The sequence below is a fragment of the Streptomyces liangshanensis genome, from assembly GCF_011694815.1.
In the GTDB taxonomy this organism is placed as follows: domain Bacteria; phylum Actinomycetota; class Actinomycetes; order Streptomycetales; family Streptomycetaceae; genus Streptomyces; species Streptomyces liangshanensis.
In genome coordinates this window covers 1,427,734-1,440,630 of the sequence record NZ_CP050177.1, presented here as the reverse complement: position 1 = coordinate 1,440,630, position 12,897 = coordinate 1,427,734, and the positions used below count along the sequence as shown (strand labels likewise).

Here is a 12,897-nt window from a genome sequence, read left to right as displayed (position 1 = left end):
CGTTAGCTAAGGGCAGTCAAGGGCAGCCCGTCCAGCACACCACGGAGGCACCGTGACGCACCGGCCACCCCCGGGCCTCGCCCGGTTCAACGTCTCGTCCGACCGTGCGGCCCTGGCCACCCTCCGCGAGGTGTGCGCCAGTTCGGCGTGGGGGAGGCGGCTGCTCGCCCACCGTCCGTACGCCACCCTGGACGCCCTCCTCACCGCCGCGGACACCGCCGTGGCGGCGCTGACGGCGGACGACCTGGCCGAGGCGATGGCCGGACACCCGCCGATCGGCCGCCCCGCGCCGGGCGACCCGGTCTCCTCCCGCGAACAGCGGGGGATGGCCGGCGCCTCCGACGCGCTGAAGGCCGAGATGCTCGAACTGAACCTGGCCTACCAGGAGACGTTCGGCCATGTCTTCCTGATCTGCGCCACCGGCGCGACCGGCGAGCGGATGCGCGACGCGCTCAGGACCCGGATCGGCCACACGCCCGCCGAGGAGCGCGAGATCGTGCGCACCGAACTGGGCAAGATCAACCGCATCCGGCTGACCCGTCTCGTCCACGAAGGAGACTGACCCGTGAGCACCCGCCCCGATCCCGGCAGCGAGCCCCGCGACCACACCCCCGCGTCCGTGTCCACGCACATCCTGGACACCAGCGCCGGGCGCCCCGCCCCCGACGTCGCCGTCTCGCTCGCGGCCCGCGGGGGACCCGGCGCCGCCTGGGTGACGCTCGGCGGCGCGCGGACCGACGCGGACGGGCGGTGCGCCGGGCTGCCGGCGCTGCCGGCGGACACCACGCACGTACGGCTCGACTTCACCACCGGGCCGTATCTCACCCGCAGGACACAGGCCGAGGAGCGGCAGGACGCCCCCGCGCTACGGGACAGCGGTGCGTTCTTCCCGGAAGTGACGGTCACCTTCGCCGTCACGCCGGGCGAGCACTTCCACGTACCGCTGCTGCTCAACCCGTTCGGCTACTCCGTTTACCGAGGGAGCTAGCAGGCATGCCCACCACGCTCGGACAGAACCAGTACGGCAAGGCGGAGAACCGCGTCGTCAAGATCACGCGGGACGGCGCCACCCACCACATCAAGGACCTGAACGTCTCGGTCTCGCTCTCCGGGGACCTGGACGACGTGCACCACTCCGGTTCCAACGCCCATGTGCTGCCGACCGACACCATGAAAAACACGGTGTACGCGTTCGCCAAGGAGCACGGCATCGAGTCCCCGGAACAGTTCGGCATCGTGCTGGCACGGCACTTCGTGACCACCCGCGCCCCGATCGACCGGGCCCGCGTACGGATCGAGGAGTACGCCTGGGAGCGGATCGGGACCGGGGGCGGGGACGGCGGTGGAGAGGCCGGCGGAGAACGGGGCGGGCACTCCTTCGTCCGCCGGGGGCAGGAGACCCGGGTCACCCAGGTCACCTTCGACGGCGAGCGGGTGGAGGTCGTCTCCGGACTCAAGGACCTCACCGTGCTGAACTCGACCGACTCCGAGTTCTGGGGGTTCGCCAAGGACCAGTACACGACTCTCAAGGAGGCGTACGACCGGATCCTCGCGACCGACGTGTCCGCGCGCTGGCGGTACGGGTGGTCCGGCGGCGAGAGCGGCGAGGCCGGGGCGCCCGACTGGAACGAGTCGTACGAACAGAGCAAGCGCCACGTGCTCACGGCCTTCGCCGAGACCTACTCGCTCTCGCTCCAGCAGACCCTCCACCGGATGGGCACCCGGGTCCTGGAGCACCGCGCCGAGATCGACGAGATCCGGTTCTCGCTCCCCAACAAGCACCACTTCCTCGTCGACCTCGCGCCGTTCGGGATCAAGAACGACACCCCCGACGGAGCCGTCTACCTCGCCGCGGACCGCCCCTACGGCCTGATCGAGGCCACCGTCCTGCGCGACGGCGCCGACGCGCGGATCGCCCCGGACCTCACCACCCTCTGACCCGATCAGCCTCTGACCCGGTCAGCCACCGACCCGACCGCCCTCTGCCCCCTGATCACCCGTACAGGAAGAGGAACCGCCATGGCGGCACCGCGCGTCCCGCGCATCGTCATCGAGAACTGCGCCGTCGCGACCGTGGACGCGCACGACACCGAGTACGCCTCGGGCCACGTCGTGATCGCCGGCCACCGGATCGAGTCGGTCGGCGCGGGCCCCGCCCCCGCCGGCCTGGAGAACGTCGTCCGGCGCGTCGACGGCACCGGGCACCTCCTGACGCCCGGCCTCGTCAACACCCACCACCACTTCTACCAGTGGATCACCCGCGGACTCGCCACCGACCACAACCTCTTCGACTGGCTGGTCGCGCTCTACCCGGTCTGGGCGCGCATCGACGAGCCGATGCTCCGCGCCGCCGCCCGCGGGTCCCTCGCCATGATGGCGCGCGGCGGGGTCACCACCGCCATGGACCACCACTATGTCTACCCGCGCGGCGCCGGCGACCTGACGGGCGCGATCGTGGAGTCCGCGACCGAGACCGGCGTCCGGTTCACCCTCGCCCGTGGGTCCATGGACCGGGGGCAGACGGACGGCGGCCTGCCACCGGACTTCGCCGTCGAGTCCCTGGACGGCGCCCTCGCCGCCACCGAGGAGGCCGTCGACCGCTACCACGACTCCTCCTTCGACGCGATGACCCAGATCGCGGTGGCGCCCTGCTCCCCCTTCTCCGTCTCCACCGAACTCCTCAAGCTGGGCGCCGAGTTGGCCCGCCGTAAAGGGGTCAGGCTGCACACGCACGGCAGTGAGACCGTCGAGGAGGAGCGGTTCTGCGAGGAGCGCTTCGGGATGGGTCCCACCGACTACTTCGAGTCGACCGGCTGGCTCGGCGACGACGTGTGGATGGCCCACTGCGTGCACATGAACGACGCCGACATCGCCGCCTTCGCCCGTACCGGCACCGGTGTCGCCCACTGCCCCTCCTCCAACGCCCGCCTGGCCGCCGGGATCGCGCGGGTGCCCGACATGCTCGCCGCCGGCATCCCCGTCGGCCTCGGCGTCGACGGCACGGCGTCCAACGAATCGGGCGAACTCCACACCGAACTGCGCAACGCCCTCCTGGTCAACCGTCTGGGGGCCCACCGCGAGGCCGCTCTGACGGCCCGTCAGGCGTTGCGCCTCGGGACGCACGGCGGGGCGCGGGTGCTGGGCCGCGCCGACCAGATCGGCTCGATCGAGGCGGGCAAACTCGCCGACCTCGTGCTCTGGAAGATGGACACCCTCGCCCACTCCTCCATCGCCGACCCGGTGTCCGCGCTGGTCCTCGGCGCCGCCGCCCCCGTCACCCTCTCCCTCGTCAACGGACGGACCGTCGTCGAGGACAACCACCTCACCACCGTCGACGAGGACGCCGTCGCCCGCTCCGCCAGGAGCGAGGCCCGGCGCCTCGCCCGGATCGCCGGACACGACTGATCCGGCCACGCACTCCGGTCGGGGGGGACGGCCCCCGCCCGGAGCCGCAGGCCCCCGGGCCCGCGGCGACACGACCGGGGGCGCCGTACCGACGGCGGTACGGCGCCCCCGGTCACGAATCGCCCGCGCGATCCGTCAGAGAGGGGAAGGACGACCCACCCCCGCTCGCACCGAGGACACCTCACCGATGGACGAACCCCTCGCCGGAACCTCCCCCGCCGACGACTTTCTCGCGGAACGCTTCGAGGCCCACCGCCCCCACCTGCGCGCCGTGGCCTACCGGATGCTCGGCTCGCTGACCGAGGCCGACGACGCCGTACAGGAAGCCTGGCTGCGGCTCGGCCGTACCGACAGCACCCGCATCGAGAGCCTGGGCGCCTGGCTGACCACCGTGGTCGGACGGGTCTGCCTGGACCTGCTGCGCACCCGCGCCTCCCGCCGCGAGGAACCGTGGGACGGGGTGTACGTCCCCGACCCGGTGGTCAGCCGGGAGAACGGCGTCGACCCCGAGCAGGAGGCGCTGCTCGCCGACTCGGTCGGGCTGGCACTGCTCGTGGTGCTGGAGACCCTCGCCCCGGCGGAGCGGCTCGCGTTTGTCCTGCACGACATGTTCGCCGTGCCCTTCGAGGACATCGCCCCGCTCGTCGGCCGTACGCCGACCGCCGCCCGGCAGCTCGCCAGCCGGGCCCGTCGCCGCGTCCGGGGAACGCCGACCGTTCCGGACGCGGACCTCGGCCGGCAGCGGGAGGTGGTCGACGCCTTCCTGGCCGCCTCGCGCGGCGGGGACTTCGACGCGCTCGTCGCCCTGCTCGACCCCGGGGTCGTGATGCGGGCCGACCACGGCTCCGCGCCGGCGCGCGGCCTCCGCGAGATCCACGGCGCGAAGGCGGTGGCGGACCAGTCGCTCACGTTCTCCCGCCTCGGCGCCGGGGGCGGCGGTGTCCTGCGGCGGGCCCTCGTCAACGGGGCCGCCGGCCTGGTCGTCTCCCGCGAGGGGCGGCCGCTCTCGGTCCTGGGCTTCACGGTCGCGGCCGGCCGGATCGTGGAGATCGACATCCTCGCCGACCCGGAACGACTGGCCCGGCTCGACCTCACGGTCCTGGACTGAGCGCGCGTACGGAAGCCGCCTTGCACGCGAAAGGGGCGGGGCGGGTACGGCCCGAGCCGTACCCGCCCCGCCCCCGTCGCCGGATCAGGCCGTCGCCACCGCGAAGACGTGGATGACGCCGCCGTCGGTCGTGCCCGGCAGGGTCACGCTCGCGAGCCGCTTGCCCGCCCGCAACGGGATCGGCGCCGTCGCGAACACGTCCGTGCCCACCTGGTCCACCCCGCCGCCCGACACGTCCCGGTACGTGGTGTGGACGGCGACCACGTTGCCGAAGGACGGCTGCTGGCTGCCGCCGCCCAGCGTCCAGTCGCTGAACCCGATGGACGCCTCCTGGGTCGTGCCGTCGGTGTACGTGAGCGTCACCGTGCCCGTCGTCGCGCCGTTGATGGCGCTGCCCAGCAGGCTCAGCTCCGTCGCGTCCGGCGAGGCCGCCGACACGTCGAGGACCTGCGGCGCGCCCCCGCCCACCACCTCGATGTTGTCCGGGTCGCCCGGGTTCACCGCGGGCCAGGTGAAGTCGAAGCCGCCCGCCGAGACCGTGCCGCCGGGCTTCGCGCCCGCTCCCGCGAGGGCCTTGGCCGAGTAACTCCAGCCCTGGCCGTCGAAGTTGGCCTGCGGGTTGGTGTCGTCCGCCGAGATGCCCGCGTTGTTGAGGTTCCACAGCACGCTGTCCCGCGCGGCGACGGTCACCGCGAGCGACGTCCTCGGCAGGGCCGTGCCGGAGGCCGACGTCAGCGTCACCGGCACCGTGTAGAAGCCGGGCCGGGCGCCGGCCGCGGCCGTGACGGTGAACTTCTCACTGCCCGAACTCCCGCCCGGCACGGCGAAGTCACCCTCCGACGGGGTCACCGTGATCCCGTCGGGCGGGGTGGCCTTCCAGTGCACGGTGGTCGCCGCGTCCTCGATCGTCTGCACCTTGACCTCGGATCCGGTCCCCGCGCTCCCCGGCTCGACCTTCACCTGGCCGGGCGCGGTCCCGGTGAAGAACGGCACCCCGCCCTCGCGGAAGGACGGCGGGGCGTCGGCCGGGGCGCTGCCCCAGGCCTTGTCCGGCGTGCTGCCCAGCGTGTAGTCCAGGGTGCCGCCGCGCGTGACGAAGGAGGCGGGCACCCACGGCTTGGTGGACTTCTTGCCGTCGGTGCGCAGGCCCCGTACGTACAGGTTCTCCGCCGAGGCGCCCGGCGCGTTGACCGTGATCTTCTTGCCGTGTCCGGTACGGATCACCGCGCGCGGGAACAGCGGCGCGGACAGCACCAGATCGGCCCGGCTGGGCACCTGCGGGTACATGCCGAGCGCGGAGAAGACGTACCAGGACGACATCGTGCCCGCGTCGTCGTTGCCGGGAATGCCGCCCGGCTGGTCGGTCCAGAGCTGGTCCAGCTCGGCGCGTACGGTCTCCTGGGTCTTCCAGGGCGCCCCCAAGTAGTCGTAGAGGTAGGGGGCGTTGATGTCGGGCTCGTTGGTGGGGTCGTAGCGCGTGGGGTCCTGCGCCGAGAAGTCGAAGGCGCCGTCCGGGGTCCGGAAGAACGCGTCGAGCCGCTTCACCGCGGCCTCGTTGCCGCCCATCGCGCGGGCCAGGCCCGCCACGTCCGAGTAGACCATCCAGGTGTACCGGGCGCTGGTGCCCTCGACGAAGCCGCTCTCGGTGCTCGGCGAGAACGAACCGCCGACCCAGGTGCCGTCCGCCTTCCTGTCCCGCATGTAGCCGCCCTGCGGGGTCGCGTTCGCGTCGAAGACGTACCGCCACGCGCCCGAACGCTCCAGGAACTTCTTCTGGTTCGCGCGGTCGCCGGTGGCGCCGGCCAGTTCCGACAGGCCGTGGTCGGCCGCCGCGTCCTCCAGGGTCTCGGCCGCGCCGCCCCAGCAGTGGCAGCCGTCCGCCGGTACGTAACCGAGCTCCAGGTACTTGTCGAGCGCCGGGCGCTGCCCGACGCACTCCACGTTGCAGCCCGCGCTGTCCGAGTCGTTCGCCGTCGGCACGGTCGCCGCCGTGATCAGGGAGTGCAGCGCGCCCTTGACGTCGAAGTCGCGGCCCCCGAAGGCGTGGATCCCGGCGAGCGCGGCGGCCGACGGATCGCCGGACATCACACTCGTCTTGCCGTTCTCCAGCAGCCAGCGGTCCCACTCGCCGCCGCGCTGGTTCGCGTAGTTGAAGAGGGACTGGGCGTAGTCGCTGCCCGCCCTCGGGTTGAGCAGGGTCATCAACTGCACCTGCGCGCGGTACTGGTCCCAGCCGGAGAAGGTCCCGTACTGCGCCTGCTGGCCCTTGGCGAGCCGGTGCGGCGCCCGGTCCGCGCCGAGGTAGCGCCCGTCGACGTCGCTGGTCAGCGTCGGTTCCAGCATCGAGTGGTACAACGCCGTGTAGAAGGTGGTGCGTCGGGCGTCCGAGCCGCCGCTCACCTTGACCTTGTCCAGCTCATTCCGCCACGCCGACTCCGCCCGCGACCGCACCGAGGCGAAGGTCTCGCGTGGCGGGTTCTCGGCCTTGAGGTTGGCCTCCGCGCCGGCCGCGCTGACGTACGAGATCGCCACCTTCGCCTGGACCTCGGTGGTGCCCGGCGCGAACGTGACGTAGGCGCCCGAGCCCTTGCCCGCCGCCGGGATGCCGTTCGTGCCGTAGCCGGTGCCACCGGAGGCCGACGTCGATCCCGGGTTCAGGGTGGTGTCGGTCCAGGTGCCGGCCTTGGCGAAGGGCCGGTCGAAGTGGGCGGTGAAGTAAAGGGTGTAGAGGTCGTGGCGGTTGTTCGCGCTCTGCGGGCCGCAGAAGTTGCCCGCGCTGACCGAGCCGGTCACGGTGCGCGCCGCCGCGTCCACCCGGACGGTCGCGTCGCCGCTGCCCGTCTCCGAGTTGGACGTACGGAACAGCATGCTGGCGGGCTTGTCGGCGGGGAAGCCGAAGCGCCCCGAGCCGGTACGGGGGGTGGTGGTCAGCTCCGCGGACGCGCCGCTGGCCAGCCCCACCTTGTAGTAGCCCGCCTCGGCGGTCTCGTCCGCGTGGGAGAACGAACTGGCGTACTTGGCGTCGGTGGTGTCGGCCGTGGGGGAGGAGTCGACGTCGCCGACGTACGGCATCACGGGGATGTCGCCGTTGGCCCCGTAACAGCCCACGCCGTTGAGGTGGGTGAGGCTGAAACCGCGGATCTTCGTCGCGCCGTACTCGTACCCGCCGGGAGCGGGGGTCGAGACCTGGCTGCCCCGGGAGTTCTGCGGGCTCCACGCCAGCATGCCGAAGGGCTGTACGGCGCCGGGGTAGGTGTTGCCCGCGTTGGTCGAGCCGATCAGCGGGTCGACGTACGCCGCGGTGTCCCGCACCTCGCCCCGGGGCGGGGCGGCGGACGAGGCGGCCGACGCGGGGACGGCGGCGGCCAGGGAGAGGACCGTACCGAGCGCCGCCACGAGGGCGACGGCCACGCCTCCGGGCGTCCGGCGCCGTGGGGAGCGCGGTGTCGGCCGGAGCCGCCCCGCGCGGGAGCGATCTGATGGGGTGTCTGACACCGGAGCCTGCCCTTCGTCGGTTCGGACAACGCCTTGTCGGACAACGTTGTCATGACGCGGTCAGGATGCTCCTCCGGTTGATCACCAGGTGTCAAGAGTGCGCGTGCGGCGCGCCGTACCCAGCGCCGCACGCGCACGATCATGGGGGAGGCGGGCCGTCAGGTCCGCCGGGTCCGCCTAGCCGATGTGGAAGCTGTCCCCGTACACCTTCCAGTCGAGGGGCGGGTTCAGGTTCAGGTTGCCCTTGCTGAGGAAGACCCGCTGCGCCGTGTCGACGCGGCTGGTGTCCGAGTGGGCCTCCTCCTGCTCCATCGCCCAGACGCGGGCGTCGAGGAAGGCGTTCAGCCAGGTGGTCTCGTTGCCGCCCTGGGCCGGCGGCTTGGCCTTGGCGAGCGCGCGCTTGCGGATGCCGCCGAAGCTCGTGCCGTCGGAGCCGTCGCCGTGCATCACGATGGCGTCGTAGTAGATGAACTGGCCGAGCACGCCGACGCCGTCCGACTTGCCGCGGCTCACCGCGGGGTTGAAGTAGACGCGGTCGCGCTCGTCGTTCTGCGCGGTCTGGAACTTGGTGTCCTTGGCGGCCGTCTTCCAGGCGCTGACGAAGCCGGAGCCGAGGCCGGAGTGCGAGTCCGTGCCGTCGACGGCACGCAGCGCGGGCAGGTACTTGGCGAGCGCGTTGCCCGGCACCCGCTGGGTGTAGAGCTCGACGAGATCGAGCATGTCGTGCGTGCCCGAGCAGAAGCCGATGATGCCGGCGGTGTAGCCGCGGCCGTCACCGATGTCCTCGATGTAGCCGTACTGCGCCTTCCAGTTGAGCGAGGAGTTCTCCGCGCTCGACACGAGCTGCATGGCGATTTCCTTCTTCGCCGGGTCGTCCAGCCCGATCGCCGCGGCCGCCCGCACACCGGCGGAGGTGGCGGTGACGCCGGCGGGGGCGGGTGCCGTGTTCGCCACGGCGGTGGCCGGGATCGCCACCAGGGTGAGTCCGAGCAGGGCGTGGGGGAGGAACTTGAGCCGGCGCGAGGAGCGTATGGGGGACATGGACACCTGAGGCCTCCAGAGGGGGATTCCCGCGTGGGTTGTTTGTTAGGAAGCTTTCCTACCAAAGGATGGAGGCCGCGTACACCCGTCCGGCACAAGGAAGATCTGGCGCCGGGGTGGTTAGGGCGGTTCTGCGAGGGAGTGTTACGTGCGGCGACGGGGGGTGTTACTCACCGGCAATGCGGTAACGGTCGCCGTAGACCCGCCAGTCGAGCGGAGGATCGAGGTCGAGGTTGCCCTCGGCCAGGAAGACACGCTGGGCGGTTTCGACGCGACTCGTGTCCGTGTGGGAGGGTTCGCGGCGGATCGCGTCGACCCGCGCGTCCAGGAACGCGCCGAGGTACTCCTTCTCGTCGCCCCCGTCGGCGGGTGCGTCGGCCGCGCGCAGGGCCCGCGCCCGGATCGTACGGAAGCCGACCGTGCCCTTCGTGTCGCCCGCCCCGTGCATCACGTACGCGTCGTAGTAGATGAACTGCCCCAGGACGCCGAGCCCGTCGGCCTTCGCGCGGGACACGGCCGGGTCGAAGTACTCCCGGTCGCGCTCGGCGTCCTGCGCCGCGCGCAGCGCGGGGTCCGTGGCGGCCTGCTTCCAGGCGGTGGTGAAGGGGGCGCCGAGGCCGGTGTGCGAGGCGGAGCCGTCGACCGCCCGCAACGCCGGGAGGAAGGGGGCGAGCCGGTTGTGCGGCCGGGCGTCCGTGTACCGCCGTACGACCTGGAGGAGGTCGCCGCAGCCGGTGCAGAATCCGATGATCCCGGCGGTGTAGCCGCGGCCGTCGCCGATGTCCTCGATGTACCCGTACTGCGCCTTCCAGTCGAGCGAGGAGTTCTCGGCGCTGGAGACCAGCTCCATGGCGATCTCCTTCTTCGCCGGATCGTCCAGCCCCGCGGGCGCCCCGGCGGCCGGGCCGCACGCGGCGCACAGGACGAGCGCCACCAGGGCGGGCAGGGACAACAGGCGGCGGAGCGTGGGGATCACGGGTCGGGTCTTTCCTCGGGGTACGGACCGGGCGCGGGTCCGCCGCGCGGTGGCGTACCCGCGCACGGAGTGCCCCGGGCAGATCACGAGATTACGCGCGCGCTCCCGGTGGGACTGTCCTCCGCGTCCCGCGTGTCCGTGGCGCCCGCCTCGTCCTCCCCGTCCTCCGCCGCGTCCCGTGCGGTGCCGGGGGACGGCCCCCGGCGCAGCAGGGCGACCGCCACCAGGAGCGCCGCCGCCGCGACCCCCGCCGCCGAGAGGAACGCGAGCCGGTAGCCGCCGCCCGCCGCCGGGCCCGCGGCCTCGCCGGCCGCGAGGAGGTCCCGCGTACGGTCCGAGGCGAGGGCCGCGTGGACGGCGAGACCGAGCGCGCCGCCCACCACCTGCGTCGTACTGAAGAGCCCCGACGCCAGTCCGCCGTCCTCGGGGTGTACGCCGGCCATGGCCAGGCCCGTCAGCGCGGGCATCGCCAGGCCGAAGCCGACCCCGAGCAGCACCATCACCGGCAGGACGTCGGTCGCGTACGAGCCGTCCGCGGGCGCCCGCCCGAACAGCGCCAGTCCGCCGACGATCAGGATCAGCCCGCCGAACAGCAACGGCCGCGGTCCGAAACGGGTGTTGAGCCGCGCCGAGAACCCGAGCATCATCACCCCGATGACCACGGGCGCGGGCAGGAAGGCCACCCCGGTGGCCAGTTCGCCGAGTCCGAGGACCCGCTGGAGGAACAGCGCGCCGAGGTACTGGAAGGTGAACATCCCCGCGACCATGAGGACTTGGACGAGATTGGCGCCGGTGACGGTACGGGACCGCAGCAGCCCGAGCCGCAACAGCGGGTCCGCGGCGTACCGCTGCCGGACGGCGAAGGCCGCGAGCAGCAGCAGGGACAGGGCGCCGAGGACGAACGTGCGGCCCGACCCCCAGCCGTGGTCGGCGGTCCGCACCAGCGTGTACACCCCGAGCATCAGCGCGCCGGTCACCAGGACAGCGCCCAGGTAGTCGGCGCCCTCGCGCAGGCCCTGCCCCGGGTCGTCCGCCAGGACCCGGCGGGCGGCGACCAGCGCGACGGCGCCGATCGGCAGGTTGATGAGGAAGATCGCGTGCCAGCCGACGGTCGCGGTGAGGGCGCCCCCGAGGAAGGTCCCGATGGCGCCGCCCGCGGCGGCCGACGCGCTGAACACGGCGATGGCCCTGGTCCGTTCGCGGTCCTCGGGGAAGAGTGCCACCAGCATGCCGAGCACCACGGCCGAGGTCATCGCCCCGCCGACGCCCTGGAGGAAGCGCGCCGCGACCAGGGTGCCGGCGGTGGGGGAGAGCCCGCAGAGCACGGAGGCCGCGGTGAACACGGCCAGTCCGGAGACGAACATCCGGCGGCGGCCGAGGAGGTCACCCAGCCGTCCGGCGAGCAGCAACAGCCCGGCGAAGGCGATGAGATACGCGTTGACCACCCAGGCGAGCCCGGCCGGCGAGAAGCCGAGATCGGACTGGATCGCGGGCATCGCGACGGTCACGATGCTGCCGTCCAGCACGGTCATGAGGCTTCCCGCGCACAGCACGACGAGGGCTGTCCGGCGGGAAGGATGAGAGGGTGGAACGGTCTGCACGTCCCTGTCCATGGGCGATGACCTCCAAAGGCGCACGATCTGTAACGGAGGTCATCGTGGGTGACCGTGAAGCTCGGCAGAAGGAGGCACTTCGATGTCCCAGGGGAACACGCGTGTGACCGCGCAGGTCGTGCACGCGCAGGCCTGCCCGGTCCGGGAAGTTCTTGACAGGGTCGCCGGCAAATGGAGCGTGCTGATCATCGTGGCGGCGGCCCACGGGCCCATCCGCTTCACGGAGTTGGAGCGCTCGATCGAGGGCATCAGCCGCCGCATGCTGACGCTGACGCTGCGGAACCTGGAGCGCGACGGATTGCTGACCCGTACGGTGCACGCCACGGTCCCGCCCAAGGTGGAGTACGAACTGACCCCGGTGGCCCGCGAGTTGCACGCGAGCCTGCTGGGCCTCACGGACTGGGCGGAGCGCCACCGGGTGACGATCGCGGAGTCCCGCGCGGCGTACGACGTGGCGCACGGCCGGGGGCTCGACGCGGGCTGACACCCGTCCGGCCGACCGGGGGGGGGCGGGGCGGACGGTACGTACCGGAGCGCGGCCGCCAGGCCCCCCGGCCGGCGCACGCGCCCTGATCCGTACCGTCCGCCCGCGCGTTACTCCCCGGGCCGCCAGTCGGGTCGCCGGCCGCTCAGCCCGATCACCCGGTCCAGCAGCGGCGCGTCCTGCGGCACGGCGACCGGCGGGGCGAAGATCCCCTCCGCGGGGCGCGGCGCGGCGAGCATCCCGTACGCGGCCCACAGGCCCGCCTCGTCGGCCTCGTACCCCTGACCGGTGGCGCGTGCCAGGTCCCAGCCGTGCACCAGCACCTCGTCGAGGGCGACCACCCCCGCCACCCCGCCCGGCAGGTCGACCCCGCCGACGCGGGTCGCGCCCTCCCAGGCGGCGGGGTCCCGCCACGCCTCCGCCAGCTCGTCCAGCTGCCGGGGCAGCAGCGCGCGCCAGCCCTCCGCCAGCTCGGGCACGCTGCCCGGCTCCGGCGCGGTGTCCGTGGTCGGGCCGCTCTTCTTGCCCGCGGCGTCCCGGAAGGCGATCGTGAGCCCGGCCAGGTGCGCGAGCATGCCCCGGACGGTGTACGCGGGACAGGGGGTCGGCCCGTCCAGCAGTTCGTCCGGGATCCCGGCCGCCACCCGGGCCGTCGCGCGGCACACCGGCCCCAGATCGACCGGGCCCGGCTCGGCGGGCCCGGTCCCGGGCCCGAGGTCCGCGCCCGCCGTCGTACTCGTATCTGTATCCATGCCAGGGAAGACCGCCCCCGCCC

11 protein-coding genes are annotated in these 12,897 nt (G+C 72.9%); 6 read left to right on the top strand and 5 right to left on the bottom strand.

Annotated features, from left to right (window positions below):
* Window positions 1-52: 52 nt before the first annotated feature.
* From uraD to sigJ, 5 genes are all read left to right on the top strand, one after another.
* Window positions 53-562, top strand: a complete 510-nt coding sequence (gene uraD, locus HA039_RS06300; protein WP_167024986.1) for a 2-oxo-4-hydroxy-4-carboxy-5-ureidoimidazoline decarboxylase — start codon at window positions 53-55, stop codon at window positions 560-562.
* Between the two features lie 3 nt (window positions 563-565).
* Window positions 566-988, top strand: a complete 423-nt coding sequence (gene uraH, locus HA039_RS06295) for a hydroxyisourate hydrolase (protein ID WP_167024983.1) — start codon at window positions 566-568, stop codon at window positions 986-988.
* A gap of 5 nt (window positions 989-993) precedes the next feature.
* Window positions 994-1,938 (top strand): factor-independent urate hydroxylase, encoded by a 945-nt coding sequence (gene pucL, locus HA039_RS06290; protein ID WP_167024980.1) that lies wholly within the window; start codon window positions 994-996, stop codon window positions 1,936-1,938.
* Between the two features lie 81 nt (window positions 1,939-2,019).
* Window positions 2,020-3,405, top strand: a complete 1,386-nt coding sequence (locus HA039_RS06285; RefSeq protein WP_167024977.1) for an 8-oxoguanine deaminase — start codon at window positions 2,020-2,022, stop codon at window positions 3,403-3,405.
* Between the two features lie 187 nt (window positions 3,406-3,592).
* Window positions 3,593-4,513 (top strand): RNA polymerase sigma factor SigJ, encoded by a 921-nt coding sequence (gene sigJ, locus HA039_RS06280; protein ID WP_167024975.1) that lies wholly within the window; start codon window positions 3,593-3,595, stop codon window positions 4,511-4,513.
* A gap of 84 nt (window positions 4,514-4,597) precedes the next feature.
* Here the strand turns inward: sigJ and HA039_RS06275 are convergent, their stop codons facing one another.
* The 4 genes from HA039_RS06275 to HA039_RS06260 all read right to left on the bottom strand — a co-directional run bounded on the left by HA039_RS06275 (window position 4,598) and on the right by HA039_RS06260 (window position 11,557).
* The gene (locus HA039_RS06275; protein WP_425086407.1) at window positions 4,598-7,909 is read right to left on the bottom strand and encodes a GH92 family glycosyl hydrolase; all 3,312 of its coding nucleotides are present in this window, start codon (window positions 7,907-7,909) and stop codon (window positions 4,598-4,600) included.
* 276 nt (window positions 7,910-8,185) lie between these two features.
* Window positions 8,186-9,049, bottom strand: a complete 864-nt coding sequence (locus tag HA039_RS06270) for a chitosanase (RefSeq protein WP_167024969.1) — start codon at window positions 9,047-9,049, stop codon at window positions 8,186-8,188.
* 166 nt (window positions 9,050-9,215) lie between these two features.
* Window positions 9,216-10,025 (bottom strand): chitosanase, encoded by an 810-nt coding sequence (locus HA039_RS06265; protein WP_425086312.1) that lies wholly within the window; start codon window positions 10,023-10,025, stop codon window positions 9,216-9,218.
* A gap of 83 nt (window positions 10,026-10,108) precedes the next feature.
* On the bottom strand, window positions 10,109-11,557 hold the full coding sequence (locus HA039_RS06260; protein WP_167024966.1) for an MFS transporter: 1,449 nt from the start codon (window positions 11,555-11,557) through the stop codon (window positions 10,109-10,111).
* Between the two features lie 163 nt (window positions 11,558-11,720).
* Between HA039_RS06260 and HA039_RS06255 the strand changes: the two genes are divergently transcribed.
* Complete coding sequence (locus tag HA039_RS06255; RefSeq protein ID WP_167024963.1) at window positions 11,721-12,122, top strand: winged helix-turn-helix transcriptional regulator; 402 nt, start codon at window positions 11,721-11,723, stop codon at window positions 12,120-12,122.
* Between the two features lie 110 nt (window positions 12,123-12,232).
* On the opposite strand, the gene HA039_RS06250 is transcribed toward HA039_RS06255, so the two are convergent.
* Entirely contained in the window at window positions 12,233-12,874 is a 642-nt protein-coding gene (locus HA039_RS06250; protein ID WP_167024960.1) for a TIGR03086 family metal-binding protein, read from the bottom strand.
* Window positions 12,875-12,897 lie beyond the last annotated feature (23 nt).